This window comes from Synechococcus sp. CS-1333, from assembly GCF_025128015.1.
GTDB lineage: Bacteria > Cyanobacteriota > Cyanobacteriia > PCC-6307 > Cyanobiaceae > MW101C3.
Genome location: NZ_JAHLYO010000014.1, coordinates 157,900 through 173,994, shown reverse-complemented (window position 1 = coordinate 173,994; position 16,095 = coordinate 157,900). Strand labels below are relative to the sequence as shown.

Sequence of the window (16,095 nt, the reverse complement as noted above, 5' to 3'; positions counted from 1 at the left end):
GCTGCTGCAGAGGGTAGGGAGATTCCGGCACACCCAGAGTGGGCTCAGAGATAGAAGCCCACGGTGGTGACCACCCGGGTGCCGCCGTTGCGCAGGGCCCGGCGCAGATTCAGCGCTGATTGGTTGTGCAGCAACTTCTCCCAGGGGCGGCGCGTGACGTACACGGGCAGCACCACGGTGCAGAAGCTGGCGGGATCTTTGCTGTGCTCCGCTTCGAAGCGGTGCACGAAGGAGGTGATCGGATCCACCAGGGAGCGGTAAGGGGAGGGCAACACCACCAGGCGCACCTGCGGCAGCCGCTGGCTCCATTGCCGGCGGAAGGCTTCGGCGCCGCTGCCATCGAGATCCACATGCACCGCCACCAGGGGGCCGGCGATGCTGCGGGCATAGCGCACCGCATCGGCACTGCCGTGGTTGAGCGCGCCCACCAGCACCACCACCGGGGTGCCGCCCTGGGCGGGGGCCGGCGGCAGGCTGAGCGGGGCGCCAGGACTGAGATCGAGGCGGAGGGCCATGCGGCCGTAGTGGGTCTTGATCGCCACAAACAGGCTCACCAGCAGCGGCACGCTTACCACCACCAGCCAGGCCCCCTCGGTGAACTTGCTGAAAAGCAGCACGCCGCACACCAAACCTGTGACCAGGCAGCCCAGCCCGTTCACCAGAGCCTTGCCTCGCCAGCCCTCGGCGGCGCTGCGCCCCCTCCACCAATGCATCACCATGCCGGCCTGGGAGAGCGTGAAGCTGGCGAAGACGCCCACGGCATACAGCGCGATCAACCGGGTCACGCTGCCGTCGAACACCAGCAACAGCACCGCCGCGAAGCTGCTCAGCAGCACGATGCCGTTGGTGAACACGAGTCGGTCGCCGAGGGAGGCGAGCTGGCGCGGCATGAAGCCGTCCTGGGCCAGGAAGGCGGCCAGGCGGGGAAAGTCGGCGAAGGCGGTGTTGGCGGCCAGCAGCAGGATCAGCAGGGTGGTGAGCTGCAGCAACAGCAGCAGTGGGCCATTGCCGAAGATGCGCTCTCCCAGCTGATACAGGAGGGTGGGGCCGGTGTCCTGCGCTACCAGCCCCAGCTCGGTGGCCAGGGCGCTGATGCCGCTGAACATCAACGCCAGCAGGATCACCATCACGGTGAGCACGCGGCGGGCATTGCGCCACTCCACCGGCTTGAACGCCATCACGCTGTCGCTGATCGCCTCGATGCCGGTGAGGGCGGCGCAGCCAGAGCTGAAGGCGCGCATCAGCAGAACCGGCCCCAGCGCCGCCAGCGAGGCGCCGTGAGCGCCGTTCAGCAGCTGGCTCTGCTCGGCCAACGGCAGAGCGGTGAGTGACCCCTGGCTCCACTGGATCAGGCCAGCTACCACCAGGGTGAACACCGTTCCCATGAACAGAAAGGTGGGCAGGCTCAGCAGCTGGGCCGTGGAGCGCACGCCGCGCAGGTTGGCGAGCATCAGCAGGGCCACCGCCACCAGGCACAATGGTTCGCGCAGCGCGTCCAGCAGGGGGAAATAGGAGGTGAGGGCGGCGATGCCTGCCGCCGTGCTCACCGCCACGGTGAGCGTGTAGTCGATCGAGAGAGAAGCGGCGGCACAGAGGCCGGGGATCACCCCGAGGTTGTCGTGCGACACCCGGTAGGAGCCACCCCCATGGGGATAGGCCTTGATGGTTTGCCTGTAGCTGATCGCCACCACCAGCATCAGGGCCACGATCAACCCAGTGATCGGCAGCGTGTATTGCAAGGCGGCGGCCCCGGCCATGCCCAGCACCAGCACGATCTCCTGGGTGGCGTAAGCCACCGAGGAGAGGGCGTCGGAGCTGAGGATGGCGAGAGCTTCGGCGTTGGTGAGCCGTTCCTCGGCGTGGGCGCTGGTGGGAAGCGGAGCTCCGATCAGCAGGCGTCTGAGCGACTGGGTGCCTGATCCGCGTGGATCCTTGGTCAAGGGTCTGCTCAGACGCTTTCAGATAGGGATCGTAGGCTCAGGTTTAGAGGAGAGCGTTAGATCGCAGCCGCACCTGATTCGGAGGTGCGGATGCGTACCACCGCCTCCACAGGCAGGACGAAGATCTTGCCGTCGCCGATTTCGCCGGTGCGGGAAGGGCCAGAGATCGCGGCGATCACGGTGTCCACCTTGTCGTCTTCGACGACCACTTCAACTTTCACCTTGCTGATGAATTCAATGGTGTATTCCGCACCGCGATAGGTTTCCACCTGGCCTTTCTGCCTGCCGAAGCCGCGCACATCGGTGATGGTCATGCCGATGATTCCGGCATTCACCAAGGCTGTTTTCACATCATCGATTTTGCTTGGGCGGATGATCGCTTCGACTTTTTTCATGGTTGAGAATGTGGTGATGGGTTACGGCAGGCAGTTAGGGCTTCAAATTCTGAAGAGAACTCTGGCTGAAGCGCAGGATGCTCTAGAAGAAAAAGCCAGAGCCAAGCTTGCGCTGGCTCTGGCCAATCATGACAACCCACTCCAGACAACCTACGTAGACATGCTAGTTCGTCATGGGCTCGTAGGCCTCCTCTCCATGGGAGACGATGTCCATGCCGCGCTCTTCATCCTCAGCGCTGACCCGGAGACCAACGGTGGCTCCAATGATCCAGATGATGATGGCAGTGCCAATGCCAACGAACACGTAAGAGAATACGACAGCCTTCAGTTGGGCGATGAACAAGGCGAAGTTGCCACCCTCTTCGAGGATCTTGGCTGAGAGGGGGAAATAATCTGCAGGCACATAATCCTTGACAGCGAGAATTCCTGTGAGCAGAGCGCCCACCGTGCCACCCACGCCGTGCACCATGAAGGTGTCAAGGGAATCATCAAACTTGATGGCGGCTTTGATCTGAATGGCGGTGAAACAGGCCACGGTAGTAAGCGCTCCAATCAGGATTGATGAGCCCATTGAAACGAATCCTGCAGCAGGAGTGATTCCCACAAGCCCTGCCACGGCACCTGTGGCTGCGCCCACTGCGGTGGGTTTGCCACCCTTGAACCACTCAATCAGGCACCACGTCAGCATGGCGGCTGATGCCGATGTGGTGGTGGTCAGGAAGGAGAATCCAGCAGCCTTGGCAGCGAAATAACTGGCACCGTTGAAGCCGAACCAGCCGAACCACAGCAGGCCAGCACCCAAAAGAATGAAGGGAACGTTGTGCGGGGGACGGGTTCTATCCGGCCAGACGTTGCGTGGACCGATGAGGGCCGCAGATACCAATGCCGCCACACCAGAGGAGATGTGAACCACTGTGCCGCCAGCGAAGTCAAGAGCACCGATGGAGCCGAAGGGTCCGATGAATCCGCCGCCCCACACCATCTTGCACATCGGGCAATAGATGAAAAGGCTCCAGAGCAGCACAAACCAGAACCAGGCCTTGAAGTTGATGCGCTCCACAAGGGCGCCACTGATCAGGGCGGGGGTGATGATCGCGAACATGCCCTGGAAGAGGGCAAAGCTTGTGGCACTGATCGCAAAGCCATCCGCCAGAGGAGCATCCCCCAAGGGACCACCCACACCGTTGAGCCACATGAACTCCAGGCCACCGATGAAGGGGCTGTTGAAGCCTGTGCCGAAGGAGAGGCTGTAGCCGATCACCACCCAGAGAACGCCGACGAGCCCCATGCAGAAGAAGCTCATCATCATTGTGTTGAGTACGTTCTTGGCTCGGGTGAAGCCCCCGTAGAAGAACGCCAGGCCAGGGGTCATCACCAACACCAACGCCGAACCCATTAGCATCAACAGTGTGTCGGCGCCGTCGGTGGGTGTCTTGGCGAGGGCCGCGTGGGCTGATCCAGCCATCAGAGGCACCAGGCCGGCTCCAGCGGCAAGCAGGAAGACGGCGAAACGGCGCAGTTGAGGGTTCTGCACATCCCCGACCAGCCCCGCTCGAAAGCGATCAAAGGCTTCAATGGCAGAGGGTCCACCATATGAGTTTGGAATCCTTGACATCGACAATGGTTAATCCTGATATGGCTCGAAAAGCATGTGCCTGACGCTGCGTGCTTCCCGTAGCAAGGACAACCGAATGACCCCAAGCGACGGCGAACCGTGACACTGGGCCCGGCGGGAATCCATCTCACGTTCTGTGAGGTGGGCGGGATGAGCCTCTGGAGCCCTGGATGGGAAGCAGCTTCAACACCGCCTGGGTGCGGTTGGCCACCCCCAGCTTCTGCATGATCGCGTGGCCATGGACTCTCACCGTGCCCAGGGTGATGCCCAGTTCCGTGGCGATCTCCCGGTTGCTCAGCCCGCGGGCCATCGCCTCAAGCACCTGCCGCTCCCGGGGCGTGAGCATGGACAGCGGGTCTCCCTCGCCACTGTCCCCATCGACCCCTGCCTCCGCCCTTGCCGCACCCAGCTCCCGCAGGGCCGTGGTGGCGTCCGCGTCCCACCAGGAGGCGCCGCGCAGCACCGTCTGGATGGCGAGCAGCAGGTCTGCGGTCGCCACTCCCTTGCGCACGTAGCCCCGGGCGCCGGCCCGCACCATCCGCAGACACCAGGCGGGTTCGTCCTGGCTTGTGATCACCAGCACGGGAATCTGCGCGTGCTCGGCGCTCATGCGGCGGCAGGTCTCCAACCCCCCCAGACCCGGCAGGCCCAGATCGAGCAGGATCACGTCGAACGTCTGATGACGCAGCAGATCAAGAGCCTGCTCGCCGTCGCTGACGGCTGTCACGGTGTGGATTGCCGCGAAGCCCTGCAGCGTGACCTCCAGCCCCAGCCGGAACAGTTCGTCGTCTTCCACCACCAGGGCGCGCATGGGTTCAGCCTCCCTCCATGTCGGCAGCGATGGAGGCGTCAGGCAACAGCACCTCAATTTCGGCGCCGCCGCCTGGTCGGTTGTGCAGGCCGATCGTTCCCCCGTGGGCGCTCACGATCTGGCGGCACAGGTAGAGCCCCAGTCCACTGCCCGGCCGGTCCTCCGACAGCCTCGCGAAACGCCGAAACAGGTTGGGAATGTCCTGTTCCGGGACCCCAGGTCCGCCATCGGCGATGCGCAGGCGGTGTCCGCCGCCCCGGTTCTCCAAGACCACCTGGATCTGGCCGCCCCGCAGGCTGTGGTGGATGGCATTGAGCAGCAGGTTCTCCACCAGCCTTCTGAGCTGGGCTCCATCCCCTCGCAAATGATGGGGGTGCCACAGGGCGTCCTCACCGAAACCGAGCCGCAGGGTGAGCTGCCTTTCCTCAGCGAGTGCCGAGAGCTCCCGGATCACCTCCTCAACCACGCCGGTGAGTTCAACAGCCTCAACCCGCAGCCGCAGCCCTTCGGCGTCGTTGCGGTAGACCTCCAGCAGGGTCTGGATCTGGCCGAGTGCGCGGCTCTGGCCCCGCTCGATCGTGGCCAGCGTGCGCTCCAGCATCGCGCCATCGGGGCGTTGGCTGGCGCTGGCCAGACTGCGCAGGGTGGCGATCGTGCCCAGGATCGGTGTCTTGAGGTCGTGCGCCAGGGTGGAGACGAAATCATGGCGCAGGTCTTCAACGGCCAGCTGGCCCTGAAGTTCCAGTCGCTGACGCTGCAGGCCCTGGATGTGCAGGCACTGGCGGGCGGTGAGCACCAGGGCGATGCAGACCAGCAGCCGGTTGGTGAGCACCAAGCCGCTGAAGGGAGTGACATCCGGGATCAGCAGATTGGCGAGGGTGAGGCCGCAGGTCAGCGCCGCGTAGCGGCCGAGCTCCGCCGGCCGAGCGGTTTCGTTGAACACGATCAGCGGCACCACATAGAGATAGGCGAGCACCACCTGCACGGGCGTGAAGGCGTCCACCAGGGCCACCACGGCTGTCAGCGCGCTCACCTGACCGCCAGGTGAGGCCAGGGCCGCTATACCGCCGGGTAGGGATCGCCGATTCAAATCCATACCCTCAGCTAGTCGCGTCATGCTGCGGGGGCCATCGACAGTGAATCTGTCCTCCGAATCGGACGTTACCGCTGATGAATGCCTGGATTCAGGTCGCCCTGGTGCTCGCCCTTGTGCTGGGATCGGCTCCACTGCTCGGTCGGCATCTCTGGCAGGTGTTCGACGACCGTCCCCAGCCCCTCCTGGATGGCTGGCTGAACCCCGTGGAAACCTCCCTGCTGCGCTGGGTGGGTGATCGGGGCCGTCCGGCCGAGCAAGCCTGGGACTATCTGCGCCCCCTGCTGCTCAGCAACCTCCTGTTCGGCGCGGTGGCCTTTCTGCTGTTGCTGTTCCAGCCCTCCTGGCTCAACCCCCAGGGCCTGCCTGGCATGCGCTGGGACACGGCCTTGCACACCGCCATCTCCTTTCTCACCAACACTGACCAGCAGCACTACGTGCCCGAGCAGAGCCTGGGGGATCTGGCCCAGCTGGGAGCCCTCCAGTTCCTGTTCTTCACCTCCGCAGCCACGGGCCTGGCGGTGGGCTTCGCCTTCATCCGCGGACTCTGTGGCCGGCCCCTTGGCAACTTCAACCGGGATCTGGTCCGCTCGATCACCCGGGTGCTGCTGCCGATCAGCCTGGTGTTCGGCCTGATCCTGCTGATCAACGGGGTGCCGATGACCCTGGGCGGCCCGGTGAGCCTTCCCACCCTCGAAGACGCCACCCAGATCCTGGTGCGGGGCCCGGTGGCTGGCTTCGAGGCGATCAAGCAGCTGGGCGAGAACGGCGGCGGCTTCTTCACGGCCAACTCTGCCCATCCGTTCGAAAACCCGAATCCATTCACCAACCTGCTGGCGATGGTGGCCATGTTCGCCGTCCCGGCCGCCACGATCGACGCCTTCGGCCGCTTCCTCGGCAACAGGCGACAGGCCACCCTGTTGTTGCTGCTGGTCACAGGCCTGTTCCTGGCTCTGGCCACCCTGGCGATCACGGCCGAGCAGGCCGGCAACCCCCTGCTGGCTCCCTGGCTGAGTGGCCCCAACCTGGAGGGCAAGGAGCTGCGCTTTGGAGCCGCCGTTTCGGCCCTGTTCGCCACCATCACCACCGGCTCGATGACCGGAGCCGTGAACGCCGCCATGGATTCGCTCATGCCCCTCGGCGGCCTGGTGCCCTTGTTCAACCTGTTTCTGCAGGTGGTGTTCGGCGGCCAGGGCACTGGCGTGGCCTATCTGCTCGTTTTCCTGATCCTCACAGTGTTCCTCACCGGGTTGATGGTCGGGCGCACCCCCGAACTGTTCGGACGCAAGGTGGAAAAAGCGGAGGTGGTGTTCAGCAGCCTGATCCTGCTGATCCACCCGGTGTTCGTGCTGGTGCCCGCCGCCATCACCATTGGCTTCCCCGCCCTTCAGGGCATCAGCAACCCCGGGTTCCATGGCGTCAGCCAGGTGGTTTACGAATACGCCTCGGCGGCGGCCAACAACGGCAGTGGCTTCGAGGGCCTGGGCGACGGCACGGTGTGGTGGAACCTCAGCACCGTCGTCAGCCTCCTGGGCGGCCGGTACCTGCCGTTCATCGCCCTGCTGCTGCTGGCGGCCGGCTTCGCCCGCAAGCAGCCCGTGCCGCCCAGCCACGGCACCCTGGCCACCGACACAGGCCTGTTCACCGTGGTGACCGCCGTGGTGATCCTGATCCTCGGCGCCCTCACCTTCTTCCCTGTGCTGGCCCTGGGGCCGATTGCCGAAGCCTTCTCGATCCCTCGCTGACCGCCTCCCGGATCCCATGACGTCCCTTCAGCAACCTTTCTTTCCCCGCATGCCGCGGGGCCGCCGCGACCAGCGGCGCTACACCGAACGCCCCAAAAGCCAGGGGCTGCTGGGCCGGGCGATCGTCGAATCGTTTCGCAAACTCGATCCACGCCTCACCGTGCGCAATCCGGTGATGTTCGTCGTCTGGTGCGGCACGATCGTCACCCTCCTCGCCACGGCCAGTCCTCAGCTGTTCGGCATCAGCACCGACGCCCCGGGCCGGGGCTTCAATGCCGCCCTGGCGGCGATCCTGGTGTTCACCCTGCTGTTCGCCAACCTGGCTGAAGCCCTGGCCGAAGGCCGGGGCAAGGCCCAGGCCGATGCCCTGCGCCGCACCCAGGCCCGCACCCAGGCCCGGCGTCAGCTGCCCGATGGCGGCGAGGCGCTGGTGGATTCCAGCAGCCTGCGCAAAGGGGACCAGGTGCTGGTCAGCAGCGGCGAGCTGATCCCCGCCGATGGGGAGGTGGTGGCTGGGGTGGCCGCCGTGGATGAATCGGCGATCACCGGCGAATCCGCCCCCGTGCTCAAGGAGGCCGGCTCCGATGTGGCCAGCTCGGTCACCGGCGGCACCCTGGTGGTCTCAGACCAACTCACGATCCGGATCACCGCCGACCCTGGCCAGGGCTTCATCGACCGCATGATCGCCCTGGTGGAGGGAGCCGAGCGCAACCGCACGCCTAACGAGATCGCCCTCACCGTGCTGCTGGCTGTGCTCACCCAGGTGTTCCTGATCGCCGTGGCCACCCTTCCGCCGGTGGCGGCCTACATCGGCGGTCCCACGCCGGTGGTCATCCTGGTGGCCCTGCTTGTCGCCCTGATCCCCACCACGATCGGTGGTCTGCTCAGTGCCATCGGCATCGCCGGCATGGACAGGGTGGCCCAGTTCAACGTGATCGCCACCTCCGGCCGTGCCGTGGAAGCCTGCGGCGACATCAACACCTTGGTGCTCGACAAGACGGGCACGATCACCCTCGGCAACCGCCTGGCCGAGGAGTTCCTGCCGGTGGGGGGCCACACCGACGCGGAGCTCGCCACCGTTGCCCTCGGTGCCAGCGGTTTCGACACCACTCCCGAGGGCAAGTCGATCGTGCGGCTGGCGGAGAAGCTGGGGGCCAGCTCGGGGTTCGATCCGGTGGGCGCCACCGGCCTCGATTTCTCCGCCCGCACGCGCATGAGCGGCACCGATCTGGCCGACGGCACCGAACTGCGCAAGGGGGCGGTGGATGCGATCAAAGGATTCGTCCGCTCTCGTGGCGGCCAGGTGCCCGATGGGCTGGATCAGGCCTACGAGCAGGTGTCCCGTCTGGGGGGCACCCCCCTGGCGGTGTGCCGTGGCGCCGAGATCTACGGGGTGATCTACCTCAAGGACATCATCAAACCGGGCATGCGCGAACGCTTCGATCAGCTGCGGCGCATGGGCATTCGCAGTGTGATGCTCACCGGTGACAACCCGATCACCGCCGGGGTGATCGCCCGCGAGGCCGGGGTCGACGATTACATCGCCGAAGCCACCCCGGAAGACAAGATCGCTGTGATCCAGGCGGAGCAACGGCTGGGCAAGTTGGTGGCCATGACCGGCGACGGCACCAATGACGCTCCTGCTCTGGCCCAGGCCAACGTGGGCGTGGCGATGAACTCCGGCACCCAGGCCGCCAAGGAGGCGGCCAACATGGTCGACCTCGACAGCGATCCCACCAAGCTGATCGACATCGTCACCATCGGCAAGCAGCTGCTGATCACCCGGGGTGCGCTGACCACCTTCTCGATCGCCAACGACGTGGCCAAGTACTTCGCGATCCTGCCAGCCTTGTTCGGTGGCGTGGGCCTTGGGGCGTTGAATCTCATGCACTTGGAGACCCCGCATTCCGCCATCCTCTCGGCGATGGTGTTCAATGCGCTGATCATTCCCGCGCTTGTACCCCTGGCCCTGCGTGGCGTGGCCTTCCGACCGGATTCGGCCGAGGAGTTGCTGAAGCGCAACCTGCTCGTCTACGGCCTCGGTGGTCTGGCGGTGCCCTTCGTCGGCATCAAGGCGATTGATCTGGTCATCACCTCCCTCCACCTGATCTGAGGCCCCTGCCATGTTCGTAACCAAGCCCATCTTCTGGCTTCCCCTGTTGCTCGCAGTTGGAGCGGTGGCGGCCTCCTCGCCCCTGCGCCTGTTCCATCCGCCCCTGCAGGCCGGGGCGCTGTCTGTGCTGTTGAGCGCCACGGTGGGGCTCTCGATCTACCTGTTCGCCGTGATGATCCAACCGGAGAAATTCTGATGACGCTGTTCCGCGATGCCCTGCGTGCCCTGCGGCTTACAGCAGTGCTGTGGCTCCTCACTGTTGTGCTCTATACCCTGCCCCTGCTGGCGATCGGCCAGGGGCTGTTCCCCTTCCAAGCCAATGGCTCCCTGCTGCGGGTGAACAACCAGGTGCTGGGATCGGCCCTGATCGGCCAGCCCTTCGCCAGCAAGCGCTACTTCTGGAGCCGTCCCAGCGCCGTCAACTACAGCACCGGCGACGCGCCGACTTCCAGCCCCAGCAACCTGGGGCCCACCAACCCGGATCTGGTCAAGCGCATCACCGAGGCCTCCCAGGTGTTGCAAGTAGCCGGGCTGCAGGATCCCGCCCCCGACCTTCTTTACAGCTCAGGTTCCGGCCTTGATCCCCACATCTCTCCCGAGGCGGCGGCCCAGCAGATCGAGCGGGTGGGCGCTGAGAGAAACCTCAGTCCTGAGCAGCTGAGGCAGCTGATCCGCCGCCATACCGAAGGACGTACCTTTGGCCTGCTGGGGCAGCCGCGGGTGAACGTGCTCCAGCTGAACCTTGAACTGGATCGCCGCTCCTCCTGATCCCTTCGCCGTGATCCCAACCCGATGATTCGCTCGCAGAGTGGCAGGGGCCGCCACAAGCTGTTCATCGGCATGGCACCAGGGGTCGGCAAGACCTACCGCATGCTCCAGGAAGGCCGCGAGCTGCGCCGTGCCGGCACCGATGTGGTCATTGGCGTGGTCGAAACCCACGGCCGCGCCGATACCGCCGCCCAGGCCGAGGGCCTCGAACGGGTCCCGCTGCGGTGCTTCCAGCACCAGGGGGTGTGGCTGGAGGAGCTGGACGTGGGGGGGATCCTGGCCAGGCGCCCGCAGCTGGTGCTGGTCGACGAGCTGGCCCACACCAACGTGCCGGGAAGTGAGCGGGCCAAGCGCTGGCAGGACGTGGAGCACCTGCTGAGCGTGGGTCTGGATGTGTACTCCACTGTCAACATCCAGCACCTGGAGAGCCTCAACGATCTGGTGGCCCAGCTCACCGGAGTGATCGTGCGCGAACGGCTGCCGGACCGGGTGCTGGAGCGGGCCGATGAGGTGGTGCTGGTGGATGTCACCCCCGAAACACTGCAGGAGCGCCTGCGCGACGGCAAGGTGTACGCCAGCGAGAAGGTGGGCCAGGCGCTGGCCCATTTCTTCCAGCGCCGCAATCTGGTGGCCCTGCGGGAGCTGGCCCTGCGGGAAGTGGCCGACCGGGTCGATGACGAAACGCCCCCCGACAGCTCCCTGCGTGAACGGGTGCTGGTCTGCCTGTCGATGTATCCGGGTTCCAGGCGGCTGCTGCGCCGCGCCGCCCGCCTGGCCGGCTTCATGGATGCCCCGCTGCTGGTGGTGATTGTGCTCAATCCCCACCGCTTCCTGACCCGGGAGGACAGCCTCGTGCTGGAGGATTGCACCCGACTCAGCAACGACTTCGGCGCTGAGTTCCTGCGCCTCGACAGCGACGATGTGCTCGGTTCGATCGCCCAGGTGGCCATCGAGCGGCGCATCACCCAGATCGTGATGGGCCAGTCGCCACGCTCCCGGGGCCGGGCGCTGCTGGGGCGCTCTTTGGCCGAGAAGCTGCAGCAGCGGCTGGTGGGCCGCCACGTGGATCTGCACTTGATCGCCGACGATCCCCCCACCCCTGGGCCGGCCGGCCCTTAGCTTTGCCCCAGCCATCGGGGTGAGCCTCCCGTAACACCGCGGGCGCCGGATCCCATGACCCCTGCCACCCCGCCGCCCGAGCCCGCCGCAGAATCCTCTGCGGCTCCCGCCCAGCGGCCGGTTCCCTTCGCAGAGGCCGCCCGCTACTGGCTGGAGCTTGGGCTGATCAGTTTCGGTGGGCCGGCCGGGCAGGTGGCGCTGATGCACAGCGAGGTGGTGGAGCGCCGCCGCTGGCTCTCGGAACGGCGCTTCCTGCATGCGCTCAACTACGCCATGGTGCTGCCGGGCCCGGAAGCGCAGCAGCTGGCCACCTACATCGGCTGGCTGATGCACGGCATCCCCGGTGGACTGGTGGCGGGAAGTCTGTTCATCCTGCCCTCGCTGCTGCTGCTGCTGCTGCTTTCGGCGGTCTACGCCATCTGGGGGCAGCTGCCGCTGCTGGTTTCAGTGTTCTGGGCGCTCAAGCCGGCCGTGACGGCGATCGTGATGCAGGCGGCCTGGCGGCTCGGGCGGCGCACCCTGCACAACCCGGCGTTGCTGGCGCTGGCGGTGCTGGCCTTCGCCGGTCTCACCCTGCTCAAGTTGCCGTTTCCGCTGATCATCGCCGCGGCGGCCCTGGTGGGTTGGCTCGGCGGACGGTGGCGGCCCCGGTTGTTCAGCCCGCCCGCCCGAGCCGGTCATGGTCACACCTCCGCCGCTGCAGGGCTGGCGCAGCCCACGGCCGAGCTGCCCCCGCTGCATGGCGACACCACTCCAACGCCGGATCATTCCCGCTTCGATCGCCGCCGCCTAGCGCTGCTCCTGTTGGCCGGCCTTGTGGCGCTGGCGCTGCCGCTGGCGGCGGTGACCGTTTTCGGTGGCTGGGATGGGCTGCTCGCCACCATGGCCCGCTTCTTCAGCCGCGTCGCCCTGCTCAGCTTCGGTGGTGCCTATGCGGTGCTTCCCTACGTGGCCCAGGGGGCGGTGGAGCACTACCAATGGCTTGGTGCCAATCAGATGATCGACGGTCTGGCCCTGGGTGAAACCACACCGGGGCCCTTGATCATGGTGGTGACCTTTGTGGGCTTCATGGGCGGCTGGAACACGGCCACCGCCAGCCTCAGCCCTGGGGCCAGCCCCCTGCTCCTGGCGGTGCTGGCGGCCCTCACGGTCACCTGGTTCACCTTCCTGCCGTCATTCCTGTTCATCCTGGCCGGCGGCCCTTTAGTGGAAGCCAGCCGCGAGGACATCCGCCTCAGTGGGCCACTCACGGCGATCACAGCAGCGGTGGTGGGTGTGATCGCCAACCTGGCGGTGTTCTTCGCCGGGCATGTGCTCTGGCCCGATGCCGTCACAGGACGGCTCGACTGGGGCGCCCTGCTCGTGATCGTTGCAGCCACCCTGGCACTCCTGGTTGGACGCTGGTCGGCGTTGCAGGTGATCGGCGCGGCAGTGGTGATCGGTGTGGTGCGGCTGCTGGCCAGCTGGGCCGGGCTGCTGGGCTGAACCGGTTCAGAGGATCTGGGCCAGGAACTGACGGCTGCGTTCGTGCTGGGGGTTGGTGAAGAAGGTGGTGGGGGCCGCTTCCTCCACGATCTGCCCCTCCGACATCAGCACCACCCGGTGCGCCACCTCGCGCGCAAAGCCCATTTCGTGGGTCACCACCACCATCGTCATGCCGTCGGCGGCGAGGGCGCGCATCACCTCCAGCACCTCTCCCACCATCTCCGGATCAAGGGCGCTGGTGGGTTCATCGAACAGCAGGATGCGGGGTTCCATGCAGAGCGAGCGGGCGATCGCCACCCGCTGCTGCTGGCCGCCGGAGAGCTGGCCGGGATACTTACCCGCCTGCTCGGCGATGCCCACCCGCTCGAGCAGTCCCAGGGCCTGGGCCTCCACCTCGGCCCGCCGCCGCTTGCGCACCACCACCGGGGCCAGGGTGAGGTTCTCCAGCACCGTGAGATGGGGGAAGAGATTGAACTGCTGGAACACCATGCCGGTGTCGCAGCGGATCGCATCGATGTTGCGCAGGTCGTTGGAGAGGGCGATGCCATCGATCGTGATCGAGCCCTCCTGGAAGTCTTCGAGGGCGTTGAAGGTGCGGATGAAGGTGCTCTTGCCCGAGCCCGAGGGCCCCATGATCACCACCACCTCGCCGCGGCTCACGCTCAGATCCACGCCGCGCAGGGCATGGAAGCCGTTGGGGTACCACTTCTGGACCCCGCGGGCCTCGATCATCGGCTGGCTGGCGGTCATGGTCAGGTGGGGGAATGGGAAGGATCGAGGCGGCGCTCCAGGGCCCGGCTGCCGAGGCCGAGGGCGGCGCAGCAGCACCAGAACAGCACCGCCAGGGTGAGATACACCTCGGCGTTCTTGCCGAGGAATTCAGGATTGGCCATCACCGTACGGGCGGTGCCGAGCAGATCGAGCAGGCCGATCAACGACAGCAAGGTGGTGTCCTGCAGCAGGGAGATGAACTGCCCCACCGTGGCGGGCAGGGCGATGCGCAGGGCCTGGGGCAGCACCACATGCCGCAGGGCCTGCGGCACCGACAGCCCCAGGGAGCGGGCGGCCTCCAGCTGACCGACGGGAACCGCCGCCAGTCCGGCGCGCACGGCTTCCGCCAGGTAGGCCCCGCAGAAGAAGGTGAGCACCCAGGCGGCCCGCCAGACGCGGTCGGGGGCCCAGCCGCCGGGAAGCATGTAGCCGAGGATGTTCTGCCCCAGGAACAGCAGGGTGATCAGCGGGGCGCCGCGGATGAACTCGATGTAAAGCACCGAGCTCCAGCGCAGCAGCGGCAGGGAGCTGCGGCGGCCCAGGGCCACCACGATGCCGATCGGGAAGCTGAGCAGGATGGCGAAGCTGGCCATCAGCAGGGTGAGCAGCAGGCCGCCCCACTCCGACGGCGGTACGCGCGGAACGCCCAGTCCGCCGGCGATCAGCACCATGCCGAACAGGTAGAGCGCCGGCCAGAACAGGGGCAGAAAGCGCAGCAGGCGGCGCGGCACCAGCCGCCCCCACTGCCCCGACACTCCCCGCAGCAACAGCAGCAGCGCCGTGATCGCCCACCAGCGCAGCTGCAGCGGCACCGGCAGCTTCAGCGCGGCCGGCAGCCAGGCGGCCAGAAAGGCCAGCACGGCGATGGCCACCAGATCGTTGACAGGCCAGAGCGTGCCGGTGCGATCGGCGCGCGGATGGCTGCGCAGCAGACCCCAGCTCAGGCCGATCGTGGCCGCCGCCAGGGTCACCAGCAGCCAGAGGCGCCATTGCTGCGCCAGCGGGTAGCGCCCCACGGCGAACAGGGTGGTGTTGGCCTGGATCACCGCCCACTGGGCCTGACGGAAGGCCCAGTACCAAAACCCCACCGCGGCGGCCAGCAGGGCAGCGAGCAGCACGACGCTGATCACCCCGTCGAGCGGAGTGGCGAACAGCTCCTCACGCAGCGCCCCGCGCCAGCTGCGGCGGGCGGAGGGAGGAGCGGGCCGAGGCGGTAGCAGCGGCGGAGAGGAGGAAGAGGTCATCAGCGCTCGCGAATCTGCACCAGTTGGTTGACGCCGTTCATCAGCACCGAAATCACCAGATCGATCAGCAGATAGGCGCCGAGCAGCAGCAGGAACACCTCCAGGGCACGGCCCGTCTGATTGAGGGTGGTTTCAGAGACGGAATAGAGATCGGCGTAGCCCACCGCGACCGCCAGCGCGGAGTTCTTGGCCAGGGAGATGTATTGGCTGTTGAGCCCTGGCACGATCACCCGCAGCGCCTGTGGCAGCACCACCGTGCGCATCGTGGCGCCCCAGTGCAGGCCCAGCGAGGTGGCCGCCTCCCACTGCCCGCGCGGCACTGCAGCGATGCCGCCGCGCACCACCTCGGCCACGAAGGCGCCGGTGTAGGTGATCAGGCCGGTGATCAGGGCCGAGAACTCCACCGACAGGCGCAACGGTGCCTGCCAGACGTCGTTCACCAGGGTGGGCCCCTGCCAGCGGAACCCCTCGGCGAACCAGGCCAGGTACAGCCCCGATTTGGAGAGCACCACGCCAGGAAGTTGCAGGGCCGCCGTGCTGTTCGGCAGCGCCAGGAACACCACGAAGTACCAGAACAGCAGCTGCAGCAGCAGGGGGATGTTGCGGATCACCTCCACGTACACCCGCGCCAGGCGGCGCAGCAGCCCATTGCCGCTGAAGGCGGCCATGCCCACCGCCGTGCCCAGCAGCGTGGCTCCCACCAGGCCCACCACGATCGCCCGCAGGCTGTTCACCAGCCCCACCAGCAGCACGCGCCAGTAGGGCATGGAGGCATCGAAGGGGATGAGGCTTTCGGCCACATCGAAGCTGGCGGGTTGCCCGAGCCAGCGCCAGGTGAGCAGCAGCCCGGCGGCGGTGAGGTTCCGCACCAGGTTGCCCATCAGCAGGGCGATCACCACCAGGATCGCCAGCCCCACAGCCCCCTGGACCAGCCAGGGAACCACGCGCCGATCCCGCCACCAGGGAACCCGCTGGATGTCGCTCATCGCGAGGTGC

General features: G+C 66.6%; 14 protein-coding genes. 6 read left to right on the top strand and 8 right to left on the bottom strand.

Annotated elements, in window-relative coordinates; all coding sequences use genetic code 11:
* Positions 1-44 precede the first annotated feature (44 nt).
* The 5 genes from KQ303_RS05300 to KQ303_RS05280 all read right to left on the bottom strand — a co-directional run bounded on the left by KQ303_RS05300 (position 45) and on the right by KQ303_RS05280 (position 5,794).
* Positions 45-1,940: an APC family permease gene (locus KQ303_RS05300; protein ID WP_259729438.1), complete on the bottom strand. Its 1,896-nt coding sequence runs from the start codon at positions 1,938-1,940 to the stop codon at positions 45-47.
* Positions 1,941-1,996: 56 nt separating this feature from the next.
* Positions 1,997-2,335: a P-II family nitrogen regulator gene (locus tag KQ303_RS05295; protein WP_259729437.1), complete on the bottom strand. Its 339-nt coding sequence runs from the start codon at positions 2,333-2,335 to the stop codon at positions 1,997-1,999.
* A 163-nt stretch (positions 2,336-2,498) separates the two neighbouring features.
* The gene (locus KQ303_RS05290) at positions 2,499-3,950 is read right to left on the bottom strand and encodes an ammonium transporter (protein WP_259729689.1); all 1,452 of its coding nucleotides are present in this window, start codon (positions 3,948-3,950) and stop codon (positions 2,499-2,501) included.
* Positions 3,951-4,077: 127 nt separating this feature from the next.
* On the bottom strand, positions 4,078-4,761 hold the full coding sequence (locus KQ303_RS05285) for a response regulator transcription factor (RefSeq protein WP_259729436.1): 684 nt from the start codon (positions 4,759-4,761) through the stop codon (positions 4,078-4,080).
* 4 nt (positions 4,762-4,765) lie between these two features.
* Complete coding sequence (locus KQ303_RS05280; RefSeq protein ID WP_259729435.1) at positions 4,766-5,794, bottom strand: sensor histidine kinase KdpD; 1,029 nt, start codon at positions 5,792-5,794, stop codon at positions 4,766-4,768.
* Positions 5,795-5,928: 134 nt separating this feature from the next.
* On the opposite strand from KQ303_RS05280, the gene kdpA reads away from it, so the two are divergent.
* The 6 genes from kdpA to chrA are packed head-to-tail and all read left to right on the top strand — an operon-like array spanning position 5,929 to position 13,084.
* The gene (kdpA, locus tag KQ303_RS05275; protein WP_259729688.1) at positions 5,929-7,599 is read left to right on the top strand and encodes a potassium-transporting ATPase subunit KdpA; all 1,671 of its coding nucleotides are present in this window, start codon (positions 5,929-5,931) and stop codon (positions 7,597-7,599) included.
* A 16-nt stretch (positions 7,600-7,615) separates the two neighbouring features.
* A complete protein-coding gene (gene kdpB / locus KQ303_RS05270; RefSeq protein WP_259729434.1) occupies positions 7,616-9,712 on the top strand; it encodes a potassium-transporting ATPase subunit KdpB in 2,097 nt (698 codons plus the stop codon).
* A gap of 10 nt (positions 9,713-9,722) precedes the next feature.
* Positions 9,723-9,908, top strand: a complete 186-nt coding sequence (locus KQ303_RS05265) for a potassium-transporting ATPase subunit F (protein ID WP_259729433.1) — start codon at positions 9,723-9,725, stop codon at positions 9,906-9,908.
* A gap of 5 nt (positions 9,909-9,913) precedes the next feature.
* Entirely contained in the window at positions 9,914-10,480 is a 567-nt protein-coding gene (kdpC, locus tag KQ303_RS05260; protein WP_259729687.1) for a K(+)-transporting ATPase subunit C, read from the top strand.
* Positions 10,481-10,504: 24 nt separating this feature from the next.
* Positions 10,505-11,599 (top strand): sensor histidine kinase KdpD, encoded by a 1,095-nt coding sequence (locus KQ303_RS05255; protein WP_259729432.1) that lies wholly within the window; start codon positions 10,505-10,507, stop codon positions 11,597-11,599.
* 54 nt (positions 11,600-11,653) lie between these two features.
* Positions 11,654-13,084, top strand: coding sequence for a chromate efflux transporter (gene chrA / locus KQ303_RS05250; RefSeq protein WP_259729431.1), 1,431 nt, complete (start codon positions 11,654-11,656; stop codon positions 13,082-13,084).
* Positions 13,085-13,090: 6 nt separating this feature from the next.
* Here chrA and KQ303_RS05245 read toward each other — a convergent pair whose 3' ends face one another.
* The 3 genes from KQ303_RS05245 to KQ303_RS05235 are packed head-to-tail and all read right to left on the bottom strand — an operon-like array spanning position 13,091 to position 16,085.
* Positions 13,091-13,834: an amino acid ABC transporter ATP-binding protein gene (locus KQ303_RS05245; protein ID WP_311134122.1), complete on the bottom strand. Its 744-nt coding sequence runs from the start codon at positions 13,832-13,834 to the stop codon at positions 13,091-13,093.
* A 2-nt stretch (positions 13,835-13,836) separates the two neighbouring features.
* Entirely contained in the window at positions 13,837-15,099 is a 1,263-nt protein-coding gene (locus KQ303_RS05240; RefSeq protein WP_259729430.1) for an amino acid ABC transporter permease, read from the bottom strand.
* Complete coding sequence (locus KQ303_RS05235; protein ID WP_259729429.1) at positions 15,099-16,085, bottom strand: ABC transporter permease subunit; 987 nt, start codon at positions 16,083-16,085, stop codon at positions 15,099-15,101. The genes KQ303_RS05240 and KQ303_RS05235 overlap by 1 nt, the downstream gene beginning before the upstream one ends.
* Positions 16,086-16,095: the final 10 nt, after the last annotated feature.